Genomic DNA, 18,171 nt, shown 5'->3' on the forward strand with positions numbered 1-18,171 from the left:
AGGATGTTGGCTGATGTTACACCGAAATTCAATAACCCTGTGGACAGCCACGAAGGCCAAACTCATGGGTGATCTACCTTTGCGCGCATGAGCCAGATAACCTCCGCCACAGCATTCACTCAGCCTACGACCACGACCATCAGCGCACGCATCCGCGCGCAGCGGAAAGCGCGATCTCTGACGCTACAAGATATCGAAAGACTTTCAAATGGGAGGATCAAAGCTGTTGTGATGGGTTCTTACGAGCGAGGATCACGGGCCATTTCTTTGGCGCGCACGATTGAGATTGCGAACCTATTCGCTATCCCTCTTTCTGAATTAATTGAAGAATCGAAAAATCCCGAGCGAGGAAGCGATCGCCAGTTGATCTTTGACCTTAGAAAATTGCGTGAGATCTCTTTAGCGGTGAAGGAAAATGAGATCAGCAAGATTAACGCTTTCGTTAGCGCTATCTGCGCCAGGCGTCGCGATTGGAATGGAGAAATATTAACGCTACGTTCCGGCGATTTAGACACGCTCACGCTCGTACTTTCGGCGCCTCGCGCAGCAGTTCAAGAACTCTTAGAGCGCTTCCATCTAATTATTAAAGCGCCTAGAAACTAAAGGGCGAGGCCATCTTTAAGAGAGGCGATACGACCCAAAACTCCATGGATATATCCGGCAGATTCATCGGTAGAAAGTTCCTTAGCTAGCGAAAGCGCTTCATCTATTGCAATCGCATCATCTAAATTCGGTAACCAGAGAATTTCAAAGAGAGCAAGGCGCATAATGTTTCGATCTACCGCTGGCAAGCGATCCATATCCCAACCTTGCGCGTAGGTAGCAATTAACTCATCTATCTTTCGGCGGTGCTCAGCAACGCCAGTAATTATCTCGCGGGTGTATTCACGAATCGGACGGGCATCTGGGCCTTCCTCGGTAACATCTCGAGATGCCAAAATATCAAGCGGCAGAGTTCCGCGGATATCTGCCTCAAAGAGAATATCCAGACTCTGTTTACGCGCTTTACTGCGGGCTGACACTAGTTAGCGCGACCTTGGTATGACCCATCGCGAGTATCTACCAATACCTTCTCATCCTGCTTAATGAAAAGTGGGACCTGAATCTCGATTCCAGTTTCAACCGTTGCAGGCTTTGTTCCACCCGAAGAGCGATCGCCCTGTAGACCTGGCTCAGTGTAGGTAACGGTAAGTACAACCGATGCTGGGAGTTCGATGTAGAGCGGGTTGTTCTCATTGATAGCAACTATCGCTTCAGTATTCTCGAGCATGTAATTAGCAGCATCTCCGACGATTGCAGCTGAGATATTCATCTGATCGAAAGTCTTGTTATCCATAAAGACGAAATCTTCGCCCTCTTTGTAAAGGAAGTTCATCTCGCGCTTTTCAAGAATAGCAACTTCGACTTTGACGCCAGCATTAAAGGTCTTATCGACAACCTTGCCGGTCAGAACTTGCTTTAACTTTGTACGAACAAAAGCTGGACCTTTGCCTGGCTTCACATGCTGAAACTCAACGACCGTCCATAGCTGGCCTTCAATATCTAAAGTCATACCATTTTTGAGATCATTTGTTGTTGCCACAAGAAACTCCAGTTCACGTCCGTTGACGTATAAATTTCAACCATCAGCGAACCAAAGAGCCTTTGATCTAGTGCGGTTGGCCTTCGATCCTCGAAGGCGAATAGTTAAGTTTACCTGAACTTTTAGGCTAGCAACGCCTTCAGCGCGATCAGTGCAAGTACATATGAGTTCGGACCAAATCCCCCGATGGTTCCGTTGGCTACTCCTGAAATTACTGAAGTATGACGGAATTCCTCGCGAGCCAATGGATTTGAGAGGTGAACTTCAATCACTGGAGATTTCACCAATTCAACCGCGTCGCGTATTGCATATGAATAATGTGTATAGGCCGCTGGATTGATTATGACCGGCAACTCCTTATCTGCCGCCTCGTGTAACCAGCCAATAATTGTGGCTTCATCATCACTTTGGCGTACTTCCGCTTTAAAACCTTGCGACTGTGCAGCGTTTTCTATGTGGGCGATCAACTGAGGGTAAGTCATATCGCCATAGATTGCAGAATCTCTGATATCTAAACGCGCAAGATTTGGGCCGTTGATTACCAATACGTTCATGAACTCACCTTTTCGTATGCGGCGTAAAGCGTTTTAGGATCAGGGTTTTCTAGCCTGTCTGTCTTACCGATCTCGCTAATAGTAACGAATCGCAGGCTATTTCCGCGGGACTTTTTATCAACTGCCATATGAGCCAGCAACTTAGGCCAACTTTCGCGCTTGTATTTAATCGGTAAATCTAAATCTTGCAATATCTGCAAATGGTCTGATGCTAACTCTTTACCGATTAACCCTAAATCCAATTGGAGATTAGCCATGAAGGCCAACCCAATTGAAACACACTCGCCGTGGCGCAAGGTAAATCCGCAATCAAGTTCAACTGCGTGGCCTAAGGTGTGGCCATAATTCAACGCCTCACGTGCAAAGCTCTCTTTAAAGTCCTGCGATACAACCTCGCCCTTAACCTTTACTGAGCGTTCTACTAACTCCTTTACGAGCGATAGATCTTTTCGGATCTCGGAGGTTTTCTTTCCTCGCAAGAGATCCAAGATTTTCCCGTCAGCGATAAAACCACATTTAACTACCTCTGCTAAGCCCGCTGCGAAATCACGATCGGAGAGAGTGATAAACCAATCAAGATCAATAATCACCTTGATCGGACTGTGAAATGCTCCAATTAAATTCTTTCCGTAATCGCTATTGATCGCAGTTTTGCCACCGATTGCAGCATCAACTGCTCCAGCAACTGTCGTCGGAATTGCGATCCAATCAAGGCCACGCAGCCAACTGGCCGCGGCAAAACCTGCAAAGTCGGTAACTGCTCCCCCGCCAATTCCAACAATTAAATCACTTCGTGTAAATCCGGCCGCACCGAGCCAATCCCAAATCTTGAGCAAGGTGATGGATGATTTACCAGCTTCGCCATCAGGTATTGCAAAGGTAAAAATCTCTACGCTGCCCAGATCTAAGCCCTGAACTCTCGAAGTTAACGATTCTGAAACTATAAGTGCAACACGAGATCGACCTTGCACGCTCTCGGACAACGAGCTTCTCCAAGATTGGGAAATTAGAACGCTGTAATCGCGTTCAGATCTCACCATTATCTCGCTCATTACTTAACTCCATCCGTTGCCGTTTTAACGCTCTTCTTGCCCGTGATGATCTCGTCGACGATTTCTCTAGGAGTTAGGTTATCTACTAGGACTACTTGGGTAGCTAAAGAAAGATAAGTTGGACGGCGTTTCTCCATTAACTCTTGCCATGCCGCTCGCGGATTGCTGAGCAGTAACGGACGATCACGATTAAATCCCACGCGAGGGGCAGCTGCTGATAACGAGATATCTAGATAAACAACGTTAGCACCAGATTCTTTGATCGCCTTCTGCGCAATCTCAGATAAAGGTGCACCACCGCCCAGAGAAAGCACTCCAGAGAGTTGAGCTATCTCGCGCGCCACAATTCGTGCTTCAACTTCACGGAACCAAGGCTCGCCTTTATCAATAAAGATCTGCGAAATGGAAGTACCCACTTCAGATTCAATCAAAGCATCAGTGTCAGATAACTTGAAACTAAGGGCCTTTGATAGCGCTCTACCAATTGTGCTCTTTCCTGAACCCGGCGGGCCGATGAGGATGTAGTTCTGCTTTCTAGAATCGCTCATATCGCCTACTTAAAACGTAGGTTGCTCATATAGTTTTCGAAGTTGCGACGGGTTTCACTTACATTATCGCCGCCAAATTTTTCGAGGACCGCCTCTGCCAGAACAAGCGCTGCCATCGCTTCTGCAACGACTCCCGCAGCAGGAACAGCACAAACATCTGATCGTTGATTAATAGCTTTTGCAGCCTCACCAGTCTTAACATCGATGGTGTCCAACGCCTTTGGCACAGTTGAAATCGGTTTCATTGCAACGCTAACGCGAAGGATCTCACCATTAGACATACCGCCTTCGGTACCACCGGCGCGATCGGTGCGTCGCTTTATTAATCCATCTGAACCGCGCTCAATTTCATCATGGGCAACTGAACCTCGACGAGTAGCCGTTTGGAAACCATCACCGATTTCCACACCTTTGATTGCTTGAATTCCCATCATGGCTCCAGCCAAGCGTGCATCTAAGCGGCGATCCCAATGAACATGTGAACCAAGACCGGGCGGCAAGTTGTAAGCAAGAACTTCACAAACGCCACCAAGTGTGTCTCCATCCGAGTGTGCAGCTTCAATCTCCGCGATCATTTTGACGCTAGTTGCAGGATCTGCACATCTGACTTGATCTTGATCAATTCTCGCCATATCTGTTTTCTCTGGAAGTTTTGTACCGTCAGGAATTCTTACCGAACCGATAGAGACAACGTGGCTCAATATTGTGACTCCGACGCTCTGTTCCAGAAATGCTCGAGCAACTGCACCAAGTGCAACCCGAGCTGCAGTTTCGCGCGCGCTGGCACGTTCGAGAATTGGTCGCGCGTCATCTAAGTCGTACTTCTGCATTCCAACTAAATCTGCATGTCCTGGACGTGGTCTAGTCAGCGGTGCGTTTCGAGCCAAGTCTTTGATTTCCTCATCAGGAATCGGATCAGCCGACATAACCTTTTCCCATTTTGGCCATTCTGAGTTTCCAACCTGAATTGAAATTGGACCACCTTGTGTTAAGCCAAGACGGATTCCACCAAGGATCGAAATTTTATCGGCCTCGAAATTCTGTCTAGCACCGCGACCAAAACCTAAACGACGTCTAGCTAAATGAAAATCAATATCTTTAGATGAAATCTCAACACTTGCCGGAATGCCCTCAATAATCGCCGAGAGGGCCGGGCCATGAGATTCACCTGCTGTTAACCAACGCACTCGCATATTGTGTCAGATAAGCGCGTCATCTCGCGCACCATATAAAAGCGGCGCAGATTGCTGGCGCCAACGCTATTGGATCGGCTAACGATCTCCTTGAAATGAGATGTCCAATCAGAAGTAACACCCCTCCCAAGATAAAGCCCTCGATGAAATCACTCCATCTCGATATTTCCAAAGGCAGAAAGAATAGAGCGAGCAGGGCCGCTAACTTCACATCGCCAGCGCCCAAACCAAAGAACATCGCAATAAAACCAATTGAGAAAATGGCTAGTGAACTAGCGAGATGAATCTGCCCCTTAGTTACCAATGTGGTTGCAGCAAAAATCGAAGCGGTGAAGATCAGAGTTCGATTTCTAACCTTATGGGTAGTGATATCGACGATCGAGATATAGAGCGATGAGATGAGAAGGAGTGCAAACACAGCGCGACGCTAATGGCTATATAACCCGAATTTACATCTTTCGCAGAATCTGTGAATTACTTCGATGCGTTGGTTAGCGCCAGTCTAAGCTCGCTATCGATAATCTTTTGTCCAAATGGATAAACAGCGTTGATCTGGTCGATACCCTGATAGAGAAGTAGCTCTAGACCGCTGATCACCTTTCCCCCACCATCAGACCAACGTCGTGCAATCAGAGTCGGCCAAGGTTTATAGAGAACATCGAAGAGCAGGCCTTCGACCTTAGAAGGAATATTATCGGCAACTAAATCCGCCGCACCTGAAGGAGTTGTGTTTACTACTAGATCGAAATTGCGAAGATCAATTTGATCATCCCAAGCAATAAACTCCGGCGCTAATTTTCTAAAGCAAGCCGCTATTCCAACATTTCGCCTAACGCTTCTTCCCATAATTGCGACGCTGTCTGCGATCTCATCGAGGGCTCCCGCAACTGCTCGAGCGGTTCCACCGGCTCCTAATATCAAAACCGAATTGAAATGATCGTATCCAGCATTGGCAAGTGCTTTAACAAATCCTGAGCCGTCTGTACTGGTCGCACTCCAACCCGAACCATTTCGAATCAGCGTATTTACCGATTGAATCTGCAGCGCAAGTGCGTCAACTTCAATTTCCGAACTTTCGGCGATAACCAATACTTCTTCCTTTAAAGGCATAGTCAGCGAGAGGTAGTCATAGTTTGCGCCTTGGCTTTTTAGAAAATCAGCCAAGCCGCCACTTGCTACTTCAATGGCTTCATAGCTTCCTGCGATACCAAGCAAATCGAAGGCTTTGGTATGCAATACGGGCGAGAGAGAGTGCGCAATTGGAAAGCCAAGTACGGCAGCTTTTAAACTCTTATCTGACATGTCCTAATCACTCCTTACTCTCAAATTGCCCAGCTCGTAAATTTTTCTTATACTCAACTTTCCATAAGCCAAACTCTTCAAATGATGAGGTAAATCTAGTGTCATTTGGTGCAACGGTGATGAAGTAAATCCAGTCCCCCGGTTCAGGATTTACGGCAGCCAACAAGGCTTGCTTACCCGGGTTTCCTATCGGACCAGGAGGAAGGCCATATTTTCTATAGGTGTTATATGGCGAATTCAACAAAGTCGATTTAGTGCTCAAGAAGATATTGCCCCGCAACTTCTGCACATAATGAATTGTTGAATCCATCTGCAGAGGCATTCCCTTCTCTAAGCGATTTCGAATAACTCGCGATACTTTTGTGAAATCGGCCAGACCGCCTTCAGCCTGAATAATCGAAGCGATTGTTAAAAGTTCTTGCGCGTTGAATTTTCCTGGAGCTTCTGAAATCCCAGCGCTCTTCATTTCAGTCTGAGCCCGCTCGACCATAGTTGCAATTGCAACGGATGCAGTCGTTCCCTTGGCAAATGAGTACTGCGCAGGAAAGAGAAGTCCTTCAAGTGATTTGAACCCCGCCGGCAACTTCAATTGAGCGAGGGCTTCTTTTATCTCAGAACGTGAGTATCCAGCTTTAACCATATCTTCAAAGACTTCAGAGTTCCATTCACCTTCAACGATATTGATTAGCCCCGCGATTCGCTTGCTTTCTAGAAGTTGCTCGAGGGCATCCTTTGCGCAAAGTTCGGGCGAGATCATGTGTAAACCTGGTGCAATTTTGGCGGCACGAGCATCTCCAACTGCCACACCGAAGAAAGCCCTTGATGATTTAACGACGCCTTTCTCAAAAAGTTGAGCCGCAATATCAGATCCAGTCGCACCTGCGCCGATCTCTATCGCAATATCTGCCTCCGTTATCACTTTTGTTACGGCTGTTCCGTCGGAGCAAGCGAAATCAGTAGCCGCTGACGTCTTGCGAAGTTCGTGAACTCCCCCAGTAAAGACGCATACAAATGCGAGAGCTAGAGCAACGCGAATAAGCGCTTTTCTATCTTTTTTCAAGTGCCAACCCTTGTTCAAGAATCGCAACTGCGGCAGCACAATCAATCAGGGTCTTTGCGTTTTTGGCATCGATTCCGGCATCTCGTAACTGTCGACTTGCAGAAACGGTAGATAAACGCTCATCAACCATTGATATCTCAATGTCGAACTTGGCGCTCAGGCTTTCGGCAAACTTCAAAGCTTTCTCCGCTGAAAGTGAATCAGCGCCGCTAAGTTGCTTCGGCTCTCCCACATAAAACTTAACTGGCTCATATTCTTGAACAAGTTCGTTGATTTTGACTAACAAATTGGGGTCTTTACTCTGTAGAACTTCTAACGGCGTCGCCAATAAACCATCAGGATCACAGATTGCTACACCGATACGGACATCGCCATAATCAAATGCGATCCTCCGGCCTAGCCTTGCCATTACTTCCCGCTTATTGCGAGTTCAATCGCTTGCAGCGCTTTATCAATCGCAGAAACATCAGTTCCGCCACCTTGTGCGAAATCATCTTTGCCGCCGCCGCCACCGCCCAGAACGGTTGAACCGATCTTGACCAGTGCACCTGCTTTTACTCCACGTGCCCGAGCGGCATCGCTTGCAGCAACGACTAGAACGGGTTTTCCATCAACGACACTTACTAAGGCTACGACGCTATCGGATTCACGATTGCGAAGTTCAAGTGCAATCTTGCGAAGATCATCAACCGCTATGCCATCTGGAATCCGATTAGCAATCAACGTTGCGCCACCAATCTTCTTTGCACCCGCAGCGAACTTTGAAATATCAGCCATTGCCGCAGCGGATCTAACCTGCGCTAGCTCTTTCTCGATCTCTTTAAACTTAGCCAGAAGTTCTGAAATTCGTTCCGGAAGTTCCTCTGCACGCGAGCCTTTGATCAGCGATGTTAACGAATTGAGCAAGATATGTTCGCGCGCTAGAAAGCGATAAGCATCCACGCCAACTAGGGCTTCGACGCGACGTACACCAGCACCGATTGAGGATTCACTTAACAGCTTTACAACACCTAATTGCCCAGAGCGCTGAACATGTGTTCCTCCGCAGAGTTCGCGGGCCCAATCTCCAACGGAAACTACTCGAACGCGATCTCCATATTTTTCACCGAAGAGCGCCATCGCGCCTAACTTCTTCGCTTCATCTTGCGACATTACTTCCGCGCTTACTTCAAGGTTATCCAATAGAAGCGTATTTACGCGCGCTTCAACATCATTTAGTACGCCTTCAGAGACCGCACCTGTTGAAGGGAAGTCGAAACGAAAACGTCCTGGTGAGTTCTCCGATCCTGCTTGAGTTGCAGTCTCCCCTAATATTTCACGGAATGCTTTATGGACCATATGAGTTGCAGTGTGTGCGCGAGAGATTCCATCTCGACGCTCTTGATCGATTGTCGCTAGACCCTTATCCCCTACTCCAACTTCACCCGATATAACTCGACCGCGATGAACAGATAATCCGGTAACAGGTGCTTGCACATCTTCAATTTCAATAACTGCGCCATTACTTAAGACAATACGTCCACCATCGGCTAACTGTCCACCGCCTTCAGCGTAGAAGGGGGTGCGATCTAGAACTATCTCGACATCGCTTCCCGATTGCGCAGATGTTACGGATATGCCGTCAACCAAAATTCCACTGACTTGAGATTCAGTCTCGGTCTTTGTATAACCGAGGAATTCTGATGCGCCCTTACTGTCGGCGATCTTCTTGTACTCACTCAGATCAGTGTGGCCGCTCTTCTTCGCCTTAGCGTCGGCCTTAGCGCGATCACGTTGTTCTTTCATTAGGCGTGTGAAACCAGCCTCATCAACTTCTAAGCCTTCTTCGCGCGCCATTTCAAGAGTGAGATCAAAAGGGAATCCATAAGTGTCGTGCAATTTAAAGACTTCTTCGCCAGGCAGTACCGATTTCTTAAACTTCTTTAGTTCAGTTGAAGCCATATCAAAGATCTGGGTTCCGCTCTTTAGCGTCTGCAGGAATGACTCTTCCTCTGAGACTGAAACCGACAAGATTCGTTTCTTATCTGTAACTAGCTCTGGATACTGCGGCCCCATTGCGCCGATGGCTGCAACGGTGAGCTCAGACATGATCGGATCATTGGTACCCAACAAGCGCATATTTCTAATTGTGCGACGCATCATGCGACGCAGGACATAGCCACGACCTTCATTGCCAGGAGTTACTCCATCGCCAATCAACATCGCAGATGTTCGAGCATGGTCAGCAATAACACGAAGTGCAACATCAGATTTCTCAGATGAGCCGTATTTGACACCCGTTAGCTCCATCGCTTTATTCAAAATCTGCATGGTCGTGTCAATTTCGTAGATATTTTCTACGCCTTGCAATAGCGCAGCTGTGCGTTCTAGCCCAAGGCCCGTATCAATGCTCTTTGCAGGAAGCTCGCCCAAAATTGGATAACTATCTTTACCGCCACCGGCTCCGCGTTCATTCTGCATGAAAACAAGGTTCCAAATTTCTAAGTAACGATTTTCATCCGCGATTGGGCCGCCATCTTTTCCGTAGGCAGGACCGCGGTCGAAGTAAATCTCTGAACATGGTCCGCAAGGCCCTGGAACTCCCATCGACCAGAAGTTATCTGCCATATCGCGGCGTTGAATTCGCTCTTTAGGTATGCCGATCTTTTTATGCCAGATATCGGCAGCTTCATCATCGGTTAGATAAACGGTTACCCACAATTTATCTTCAGGAAAACCATAACCACCATCTGAAATCGGCCGGGTTAAAAGATCCCAAGCAAGGGCGATCGCACCCTCTTTGAAATAATCACCAAATGAGAAGTTTCCACACATCTGGAAAAAAGATGCATGGCGAGTTGTCTTTCCAACTTCATCGATATCTAGAGTACGTACACATTTTTGGACCGAGGTTGCACGCTTAAAGGGAGGAGTTACCTCGCCGAGAAAATAGGGCTTAAATGGAACCATTCCTGCATTTACAAGTAAGAGATTTGGATCATCGGCAATTAAAGATGCTGATGGAACAACGGTGTGAGTTAAACCTTCGCGGTTACCGCTTTCAAAAAAGCGCAGCCAGCGTGAACGTATCTCGGCGGATTCCACGTTTGGAGATCACTCAGCCTTCTTCTTCTTTTTAGAGCGAGATTTACTCATTCCGGCCGCGCTAATTAGCGCGCCAGCGACTTTAACCGCAGGACCACTCTTATCCATGAATCCTGTCGTTGCATCAGCAACTTTTGTAGTTACATCTTCTACGTTCTTAGTTATGCGCGCAAAGCTTTCAAGGGGGCTATTTACTAGTTCTACAGTGCGAGTTGACTCGTGAATTAACGGTGCAGTCTCATCTGTAAGAACTTTAAGTGAGGCTCTTGCCTCATCTACGAGGCGGCCGATGCGGATTACTGCGTAAGAAATTGCTATGGCGATAACAAGTAGTGAGCATGCCGCAATAATCGTTGCTACTCCGCCTGGACCGGTAACCATTTCCATCCTCACTTAATTTGCACTAATAATCGGCTTAATATCGTTAGCCTACCTGAGATAGCCCTTACTTCTGGCTATCTACCTTTGTAACTCCATCAATTCCACTCTCTTTACGCTGTGCTGGAGTAATTGGCGTTGGCGCCCCAGTAAGCGGATCTCCCCCGCTTGCCGTCTTTGGAAAGGCGATAACTTCACGGATTGAGTCGCTTCCGGTTAGTAGTGCGCAAACGCGATCTAAGCCAAGTGCGATTCCGCCATGTGGTGGTGGACCGTAATTAAATGCTTCAAGTAAGAAACCAAATTTGCTCATCGCTTCTTCATCGCTTAACCCAATGACAGAGAAGACATCTTTTTGAATCTGGCGATCATGGATACGAATCGATCCGCCACCGAGTTCGGTTCCGTTAAGAACTATGTCATATGCATATGCCAAAGCGTTGGCAGGATCAGATGCGAATGTTTTTGCAAACTCTGGCTTTGGACCAGTGAATGGGTGGTGCACTGCAGTCCATCCACCATTATCCGTTGGTTCGAACATTGGAGCATCCACTACCCATAGGAATTCCCATGCGCCTTCAGAGATTAAATTACAGCGCTTGCCGATTTCTAGACGAACTGCGCCGAGAAGTGAAAGGGATGCTGAACGCTCACCAGCGGCGAAGAAGATTGCATCGCCTGACTTCGCGCCAGCAGCTGCAACAATTCCGGCAGTCTCTTTCTCAGAAATATTCTTTGAGACGGGGCCACCTAGAGTTCCATCTTCATTTACAAGGATGTATGCAAGGCCTTTTGCACCGCGCGCCTTTGCCCAATCCTGCCAAGCATCGAGTTCGCGACGTGGTGATGATGCGCCACCTGGCATCACGACGCTACCAACGTATGGCGCTTGGAAGACACGGAACTCGGTATCTTTAAAGAATTCAGTCTGCTCGACTAACTGCAGGCCAAAACGAAGGTCTGGTTTATCTGAACCATAGTTCTGCATTGCATCGGCATAAGTCATATGGCGAATCGGAGTTGGAATATCGTAACCAACCGCTTCTTTCCAGATCTTAACCAAGAGCTTTTCAGCAACTGCCAAGATATCTGCTTGATCAATAAAAGACATCTCTATATCTAATTGCGTAAATTCTGGCTGGCGATCAGCACGGAAATCTTCATCGCGGAAACAGCGCGCAATTTGGTAATAACGTTCCATGCCGGCAACCATCAAGAGTTGCTTAAACAACTGTGGAGATTGAGGGAGTGCATACCAACTTCCGGGTTGCAGACGAACCGGAACTAAGAAGTCGCGTGCACCTTCTGGAGTGCTACGAGTCAAGTAAGGAGTTTCAATCTCTAGAAAATCGAGATCTTCCATAACACGACGAATTGTTGAAGTTACCTTTGAGCGTAGGCGCATATTTGCGGCCGGCTTTTCGCGACGCAGATCTAAGTAGCGGTACTTAAGGCGAACTTCTTCAGAAATTTCAGAATCATTTCCGCTATCAACTGGAAAGGGAAGCGCGGCGCTCTCACTAAGAACGACTATGTCATCGCCCATGACTTCAATTGCTCCGGTTGGGTTTGAAGTATTGGCATTGCCATCAGGGCGCAGAACAACTTCGCCCTTTATCTGCAGACACCATTCGGCGCGAAGAGATCCAGCTAGAGCTTCGTCGCGAATGACTACCTGAACTGAACCTGTGGCATCACGTAAGTCGATAAAGGCAACGCCACCGTGATCGCGGCGGCGCGCAACCCAACCTGCCAGGCTTACCGTCTGACCAGCATCGCTTGCGCGCAGAGCGCCAGCATCGTGAGTACGTAACATTTAAAAAGCCGCCTTTAATATTTGTAAAACGTTGGTCAGAGATCCCCGAGAAGAACGCTCTGTAATTGGTCAATCTTAACCGATCTCGTGCTGCCATCGCTCATGCGTTTGAGTTCAACGCTCCCTGAGGCTACTTCGCTATCACCAAGAACGATTACATAGCGAGATCCACTTTTATCGGCAGCCTTCATCGCACCCTTTAGGGCGCGATCACCAAAGGCGATCTCCGTGCGAATCCCCGCTTCACGCAATTTCGCTGCAATAGATAAGGATGCGCTCTTTTGATTATCGCCCAAAGGAATGATGAATAGATCTGATGAGAATTGATTTTCAACTAAAACGCCTTCTGCTTGTGCTGCAAGAAGTGCTCGATCCACGCCCAGACCAAAACCGATTCCAGAAAGTGCTTGACCGCCAAGAATCTCCATCAGGCCGTCGTAACGTCCACCGCCACCAATTCCTGATTGCGCCCCAAGTCCTTCATGAATGAACTCAAAAGTAGTGCCGGTGTAATAATCCAATCCGCGGACCATTCGGGGATTTACTACATATGAAATACCAAGTGAATCTAGATAACTCTTTACCTGCTTAAAGTTCTCCGCAGAGTCAGCCGAGAGATAGTCAAGCAAGAGAGGTGCCTTTGCCATCGCCTCTTTCATCTCTGGTCGTTTATCGTCAAATAAACGAAGTGGATTTATCGCAGCGCGAGTCGCGGTTGCTTCATCCAGATCCAACTTCGATATAAATTGCAGTAAATCAACGCGATGAGCAGCGCGAGATTGGGCATCTCCAAGTGAAGTGATATCTAAGCGGTAATTCTTTAAACCTAAAGATTTAAATCCTTGATCTGCGATGGCAATCACTTCAGCATCTATCGCTGGATCATCTAGACCAATCGCTTCAATTCCAACTTGATAGAACTGGCGATAGCGCCCTGCTTGTGGGCGTTCGGCGCGGAAGAATGCTCCGGAGTACCAGACCTTTACGGGAAGTTGCCCGCGATCTAAACCCTTTTCGATTACTGCACGCATAACACCAGCAGTGCCTTCGGGGCGCAAAGTTATAGAACGCCCACCGCGATCTTCGAAGGTGTACATCTCCTTCGATACAACATCAGTTGACTCGCCTACTCCACGAGAAAATAGTGAAGTGTCTTCAAATACCGGGAGCTCCATTAGTTGATATCCAGCTAACTTGGCGGGAGCGATCAGAGATTCACGGACCCATTCAAAGGCAGCCGAAAGTGGGGGTGCGTATTCGCTTACCCCTTTTGGCGCTTGAATCTTTTCGTACTTCATGCCTGTAATTCTTTCAGATATGGATTATTTTTTCGCTCGAATTTAATTGTTGTCTCTGGACCGTGTCCTGGCAACACTCGCAAGCCATCATTCAAGGGAAGTACTCTTGTTTTTAGGGTCTTTTGCATCGCTTCATGCGATCCTGAAGGCAAATCAGTGCGTCCGATCGACCCTGCAAATAGAACATCTCCAGTAATCAACAACTCGTCATTGATTGTAAACATAGTGCTCCCCCGCGTATGGCCCGGAGCATGAATCGCGGTGATCTTCATATCTAATAGATCGATCTCATCGCCATGTCGTAAGTTTTTAACTTCATTTGGTTCTTCAAACTTCATGGCATCAAGCGTTTGAATAAATTCAGCGCCATGTGCACCTTGTGGTTTTAGAAGTAAATCTCGATCTTCGGTGTGAATATAAGAGGAAATTCCATATCCATCGGCAAGTGGCTTTACTGAGAATGTGTGATCAAGATGGCCGTGGGTGATTAAAGCTGCAACTGGTTTCAAACCATGTTCAGAAATGAGAGCCTCAATCTCATCTGAAATATCTGGCATACCTGGATCGACGATGATGCACTCTTGGCCAGGTCCTGCAGCGATCACCCAACAGTTTGTGGCAAACATAGGGGCTACAAAAGAGGTAACTAACATCGCCTCACCCCCTAATTTTCGCGCGCAAATAGGCGCAAACTTTCCCCAATAAGTAAGACAGGGTACCTTTTATCTCCGCAAGACCTCATCTGCACACTCAAACAACGAAGGCGAAATCGCCGACGCGCTGAAAGGGAACACTATGACCGAGCAAATCAATCCAGGATCAATCAACATCACACCAGCCAATGCAAGTGCAGCATCTGCGCTAATTGGAGATCCATCAAAGTTCGGTCGAGTCGCAGAAGATGGCACGGTTTATGTTCGTACTCCAGAAGGCGAAAAGGCCGTTGGTTCATATCCCGGAAAAACTGCTGAAGAAGCGTTGCAATATTTTGTAAGAAAATTTGAAGCTCTAGCATCCGAGGTCGCGCTGACCGCAGCCCGCATCACAAGCGGCGCCATGGTTCCAGATGATGCGTATGAAGCAGTCAAGAAGTTACGTCAGCAAGTCCGCGAGTTAAATGGTGTTGGCGATCTCGCAGCACTCGCTGCCTCAGTTGATCAGATTGAGCCACTAATCGAAGGTCACCGCGAAGCATATGAAGCCAAGAAGGTTGCAGAAGCTGCGGTAAAAGCTGCGCGTCGCGAACAAGTAATGGTTGAGAAAGAGAAGATAGTTTCTGAAGCTGAATCGCTAGCGCTCTCTGAAAATTGGAAGGTAACCGGAGATCGCTTAAAAACACTGCTCGAAGAGTGGAAGTCAGCTCCTCGGCTAGATAAGAAAGTAGATGGAGAACTTTGGAAGCGTTTTTCTGCATCACGCAATAAGTTTGATAAGCGTCGTAGAACTCATTTTGCAACTCTAGAAGAGACAACGGCAAAGGTATCTGCGGCTAAGAAAGCACTTGTTGAGCAGGCTTCTAAACTTGCTACATCAACGGATTGGGTTGCCACCGCGCGCGCTTTCAAAACTCTGATGGATCAGTGGAAGGCTGCCGGTCGCGGTAAGCCAAGTGAAGATGCCAAGCTTTGGGCTAAGTTCAAAGCGTCACAAGATCATTTCTTCACCGCAAAGAACGCTGATCTTGAAAAGCGCGAAGTTTCAATGGTTGCAAACCTAGCCAAGCGCGAAGAGTTGATAGTTCAGATTGAGGCGCTAGTGCCATTTACTGATGTAAAAGCCGCGAAGAACTCGTTCCGCGAACTTTCTCGCTCTTGGGAGAAGATCGGCATTACTCATCGTGACAAGCGAGCAGCAATGGATGCGCGAGTAGCTAAAGTCGAAGAAGCGATAAAAAGTGCTGAGGCTGAGATCTGGCGTAAGACAGATCCAGCTGCAAAGGCTCGTGCTGCCGATGTGGTTAAGCAGCTGTCTGATTCAATCGCTAACTACGAGAAGATTGCGGCGAAATCAACCTCTGCCGGAAATGCGAAGAAGGCACAAGAAGCCCTTGATTCAGCTGCTGCTCGTAAGGTCTGGTTGGCCGAGGCTGAAAAGTCTCTCGCTGAATTTAACTAAACTTTACTTTCTTAAAACTATCGAGTTAGTTGCGATAGACGTCGTAGACGCCTTCAACGGCGCGTACTGCAGCTAAGACTGAGTCGAGATGCGTCGCATCTGCCATTTCAAAGGTGAACTTGCTGATCGCGGTTCGATCCTTTGAGGTATTCACTGCAGCGCTTAAAATATTTACATGCTGTTCAGATAGCGCTCTCGTTACATCTGCCAACAAACGTGATCGATCTAGCGCCTCTACTTGGATATTTACTAGGAATACGCTTCCGGCTCCATCGAGCCAGCGCACCTTTGCAATTCGTTCGCCTTGATTTAACTGCAAGTCAGCAGCGTTGATGCAATCATCGCGATGGACTGAGATGCCACTTCCTTTGGTGATAAATCCGATAATTCCATCTCCAGGAACTGGCGTACAGCAGCGGGCTAGCTTCACTAGCACATCGCCCACGCCTTCAACTTCGATTGCGCTACTTGAACGTCTAATTGAGTGGGATCCGGTTGGAATAACATCGATAGTTGGTTCAGGGTGCGAATCTTCCACGCCTAGCGAAACAACTAATTTTTCAATAATGGAAGCTGCAGAAACATGCCCATCTCCTACAGCGCTATAGAGCGCAGAGATATCGGGATAGCGCAGTTCGTGTGCCAGCTCCAGTAAAGAATGTCCTGCAAAGATTTTCTGAAGTGGTAGTCCTGCTTTACGCATTTGACGCGCAATAGATTCGCGCCCAGCATCAATCGCTTCCTCGCGACGCTCTTTGCTGAAGTGCGCTTTGATCTTCGATCTGGCTCGAGGAGATTTAACAAAGTTAAGCCAATCGCGTGATGGCCCTGCGTTTTCGCTCTTATTGGTAACTATCTCGATCACATCACCATTAACTAAGCGGGTATCAAGTGGAACTAAGCGACCATTTACTTTTGCGCCAGCGCATTTGCTACCGACATCTGTATGCACTGAGTATGCGAAGTCGACAGGTGTAGATCCACCAGGAAGAGCAATCACGCTCCCCTTTGGAGTAAATACGAAGACTTCGGGACTGCCTAAATCAAAACGGAGCGCTTCGAGGAATTCTGAAGGATCCTCAGTCTCTTTCTGCCACTCGTGCAACTGGCGTAGCCAAAGCATCTCTGGTGAGGAGTTCTTTGACTCATTGCCTTGCTTGTACTTCCAATGCGCTGCGATACCGAACTCAGCACGGGAATGCATCTCAAAAGTTCTAATCTGGATTTCTATCGCCTTGCCGTTTGGCCCAATCACCGTTGTATGCAATGACTGGTATAGATTGAATTTTGGCATTGCGATGTAATCTTTAAATCGTCCTGGCACAGGCGACCAGCGAGCGTGAATCGAACCAAGAACTGCGTAGCAATCCTTGACGTCATTTACCAAGACGCGAATACCGACTAAGTCATAGATATCGTTGAAATCGCGTCCTCGCACCACCATCTTCTGATAGACGCTGAAATAATGTTTTTTGCGCCCTGTAACTGTCGCAGTGATCGCATCTCGATCTAGATCACTTTGCACCGCATCAATTACCTCTTGTGACAGCGCATCGCGGGAAGGCGAACGCTCGGCAACTAACCGGGAAATCTCTTCAAACTTCTTAGGTTCCAGAACCTCGAAGGAGAGGTCTTCCAGCTCCCATTTAATTGCATTCATACCTAAGCGGTGCGCTAGAGGGGCATAAATATCTAAAGTTTCACGTGCTTTTCGCTCAGCGCTCTCAGTGCTAACAAACTTCCAAGTGCGCGCATTATGTAATCGATCTGCAAGTTTTATCACCAGAACTCGAATGTCGCGCGACATGGCAACGACCATCTTGCGAACCGTCTCAGCCTCAGCGGTCGGACCGTAAGTTAATTTATCTAACTTGGTGACTCCATCAACTAAGTTAGCAATCTCGTCGCCGAAATCAGAACGTAATTGAGTGAGCGAATAAGGCGTATCTTCAACGGTGTCGTGCAGAAGGGAGGCGATTATTGTTGTGTCATTTAAACCAAGTTCAGCCAGAATCTGCGAAACCGCGACGGGATGAGTTATGTACTCTTCACCGGATTTACGCATTTGCCCTACATGGGCCTGCTTTGCGATTTCAAAAGCGCGCTCAACTTCAGAGAGCCGACTTGTTGGGTGGCTCTCTTTAAGTGTTGCTAATAGTGGTGCAACTAGAGCGTTCAAAGGCTGCGCC

Annotated in this window: 18 protein-coding genes; 2 read left to right on the plus strand and 16 right to left on the minus strand. The window is 47.7% G+C overall.

What is annotated here, in order from left to right:
- Positions 1–87: 87 nt before the first annotated feature.
- Entirely contained in the window at positions 88–603 is a 516-nt protein-coding gene (locus A1sIIB106_RS03595; RefSeq protein ID WP_125932739.1) for a hypothetical protein, read from the plus strand.
- On the opposite strand, the gene nusB is transcribed toward A1sIIB106_RS03595, so the two are convergent.
- The 15 genes from nusB to A1sIIB106_RS03670 form a co-directional block, all read right to left on the minus strand.
- The gene (gene nusB, locus A1sIIB106_RS03600) at positions 600–1,022 is read right to left on the minus strand and encodes a transcription antitermination factor NusB (protein ID WP_095677373.1); all 423 of its coding nucleotides are present in this window, start codon (positions 1,020–1,022) and stop codon (positions 600–602) included. The two genes, A1sIIB106_RS03595 and nusB, sit on opposite strands and share 4 nt — an antisense overlap.
- Complete coding sequence (gene efp, locus A1sIIB106_RS03605) at positions 1,022–1,582, minus strand: elongation factor P (protein WP_095677374.1); 561 nt, start codon at positions 1,580–1,582, stop codon at positions 1,022–1,024. Before efp ends, nusB begins: the two co-directional genes overlap by 1 nt.
- A 122-nt stretch (positions 1,583–1,704) precedes the next feature.
- A complete protein-coding gene (gene aroQ / locus A1sIIB106_RS03610) occupies positions 1,705–2,136 on the minus strand; it encodes a type II 3-dehydroquinate dehydratase (RefSeq protein WP_095677375.1) in 432 nt (143 codons plus the stop codon).
- Positions 2,133–3,188, minus strand: coding sequence for a 3-dehydroquinate synthase (gene aroB / locus A1sIIB106_RS03615; protein WP_095677376.1), 1,056 nt, complete (start codon positions 3,186–3,188; stop codon positions 2,133–2,135). Before aroB ends, aroQ begins: the two co-directional genes overlap by 4 nt.
- Entirely contained in the window at positions 3,188–3,736 is a 549-nt protein-coding gene (locus A1sIIB106_RS03620; RefSeq protein ID WP_095677377.1) for a shikimate kinase, read from the minus strand. Before A1sIIB106_RS03620 ends, aroB begins: the two co-directional genes overlap by 1 nt.
- A 5-nt stretch (positions 3,737–3,741) precedes the next feature.
- Complete coding sequence (aroC, locus tag A1sIIB106_RS03625) at positions 3,742–4,923, minus strand: chorismate synthase (protein WP_223299461.1); 1,182 nt, start codon at positions 4,921–4,923, stop codon at positions 3,742–3,744.
- Positions 4,924–4,948: 25 nt separating this feature from the next.
- Positions 4,949–5,347: a prepilin peptidase gene (locus A1sIIB106_RS03630; RefSeq protein ID WP_095677379.1), complete on the minus strand. Its 399-nt coding sequence runs from the start codon at positions 5,345–5,347 to the stop codon at positions 4,949–4,951.
- Positions 5,348–5,403: 56 nt separating this feature from the next.
- A complete protein-coding gene (locus A1sIIB106_RS03635) occupies positions 5,404–6,231 on the minus strand; it encodes a shikimate dehydrogenase family protein (protein ID WP_095677380.1) in 828 nt (275 codons plus the stop codon).
- A gap of 7 nt (positions 6,232–6,238) precedes the next feature.
- Entirely contained in the window at positions 6,239–7,291 is a 1,053-nt protein-coding gene (mltG, locus tag A1sIIB106_RS03640; protein WP_095677381.1) for an endolytic transglycosylase MltG, read from the minus strand.
- Positions 7,278–7,700 (minus strand): Holliday junction resolvase RuvX, encoded by a 423-nt coding sequence (ruvX, locus tag A1sIIB106_RS03645; RefSeq protein WP_095677382.1) that lies wholly within the window; start codon positions 7,698–7,700, stop codon positions 7,278–7,280. The genes mltG and ruvX overlap by 14 nt, the downstream gene beginning before the upstream one ends.
- Complete coding sequence (gene alaS / locus A1sIIB106_RS03650) at positions 7,700–10,375, minus strand: alanine--tRNA ligase (protein WP_095677383.1); 2,676 nt, start codon at positions 10,373–10,375, stop codon at positions 7,700–7,702. Before alaS ends, ruvX begins: the two co-directional genes overlap by 1 nt.
- Before the next feature lie 9 nt (positions 10,376–10,384).
- On the minus strand, positions 10,385–10,756 hold the full coding sequence (locus A1sIIB106_RS03655; protein WP_095677860.1) for a DUF948 domain-containing protein: 372 nt from the start codon (positions 10,754–10,756) through the stop codon (positions 10,385–10,387).
- 64 nt (positions 10,757–10,820) lie between these two features.
- Positions 10,821–12,569, minus strand: a complete 1,749-nt coding sequence (gene aspS / locus A1sIIB106_RS03660) for an aspartate--tRNA ligase (RefSeq protein ID WP_095677384.1) — start codon at positions 12,567–12,569, stop codon at positions 10,821–10,823.
- A gap of 35 nt (positions 12,570–12,604) precedes the next feature.
- Positions 12,605–13,867 carry a histidine--tRNA ligase gene (hisS, locus tag A1sIIB106_RS03665; RefSeq protein ID WP_095677385.1) on the minus strand — a complete coding sequence of 421 codons (1,263 nt, stop codon included), beginning with the start codon at positions 13,865–13,867 and terminating at the stop codon, positions 12,605–12,607.
- Positions 13,864–14,520: an MBL fold metallo-hydrolase gene (locus tag A1sIIB106_RS03670; RefSeq protein ID WP_095677386.1), complete on the minus strand. Its 657-nt coding sequence runs from the start codon at positions 14,518–14,520 to the stop codon at positions 13,864–13,866. Before A1sIIB106_RS03670 ends, hisS begins: the two co-directional genes overlap by 4 nt.
- A gap of 142 nt (positions 14,521–14,662) precedes the next feature.
- Here A1sIIB106_RS03670 and A1sIIB106_RS03675 point away from each other — a divergent pair, with 142 nt between their 5' ends.
- The gene (locus tag A1sIIB106_RS03675; RefSeq protein ID WP_095677387.1) at positions 14,663–15,982 is read left to right on the plus strand and encodes a DUF349 domain-containing protein; all 1,320 of its coding nucleotides are present in this window, start codon (positions 14,663–14,665) and stop codon (positions 15,980–15,982) included.
- A 25-nt stretch (positions 15,983–16,007) separates the two neighbouring features.
- Here the strand turns inward: A1sIIB106_RS03675 and A1sIIB106_RS03680 are convergent, their stop codons facing one another.
- Positions 16,008–18,161 carry a RelA/SpoT family protein gene (locus A1sIIB106_RS03680; protein ID WP_095677388.1) on the minus strand — a complete coding sequence of 718 codons (2,154 nt, stop codon included), beginning with the start codon at positions 18,159–18,161 and terminating at the stop codon, positions 16,008–16,010.
- Positions 18,162–18,171 lie beyond the last annotated feature (10 nt).

The organism is Candidatus Planktophila lacus (assembly GCF_002288325.1).
Lineage (GTDB): Bacteria > Actinomycetota > Actinomycetes > Nanopelagicales > Nanopelagicaceae > Planktophila > Planktophila lacus.

Excerpts from the sequence above, each read along its gene's own strand:
- A1sIIB106_RS03635 (WP_095677380.1), bottom strand. The coding sequence starts at position 6,231 with ATGTCAGATAAGAGTTTAAAAGCTGCCGTACTTGGCTTTCCAATTGCG.
- aroQ (WP_095677375.1), bottom strand. The coding sequence starts at position 2,136 with ATGAACGTATTGGTAATCAACGGCCCAAATCTTGCGCGTTTAGATATC.
- hisS (WP_095677385.1), bottom strand. The coding sequence starts at position 13,867 with ATGAAGTACGAAAAGATTCAAGCGCCAAAAGGGGTAAGCGAATACGCA.
- ruvX (WP_095677382.1), bottom strand. The coding sequence starts at position 7,700 with ATGGCAAGGCTAGGCCGGAGGATCGCATTTGATTATGGCGATGTCCGT.
- A1sIIB106_RS03675 (WP_095677387.1), top strand. The coding sequence starts at position 14,663 with ATGACCGAGCAAATCAATCCAGGATCAATCAACATCACACCAGCCAAT.
- A1sIIB106_RS03670 (WP_095677386.1), bottom strand. The coding sequence starts at position 14,520 with ATGTTAGTTACCTCTTTTGTAGCCCCTATGTTTGCCACAAACTGTTGG.
- A1sIIB106_RS03655 (WP_095677860.1), bottom strand. The coding sequence starts at position 10,756 with ATGGTTACCGGTCCAGGCGGAGTAGCAACGATTATTGCGGCATGCTCA.
- aspS (WP_095677384.1), bottom strand. The coding sequence starts at position 12,569 with ATGTTACGTACTCACGATGCTGGCGCTCTGCGCGCAAGCGATGCTGGT.
- A1sIIB106_RS03620 (WP_095677377.1), bottom strand. The coding sequence starts at position 3,736 with ATGAGCGATTCTAGAAAGCAGAACTACATCCTCATCGGCCCGCCGGGT.
- A1sIIB106_RS03595 (WP_125932739.1), top strand. The coding sequence starts at position 88 with ATGAGCCAGATAACCTCCGCCACAGCATTCACTCAGCCTACGACCACG.
- aroB (WP_095677376.1), bottom strand. The coding sequence starts at position 3,188 with ATGAGCGAGATAATGGTGAGATCTGAACGCGATTACAGCGTTCTAATT.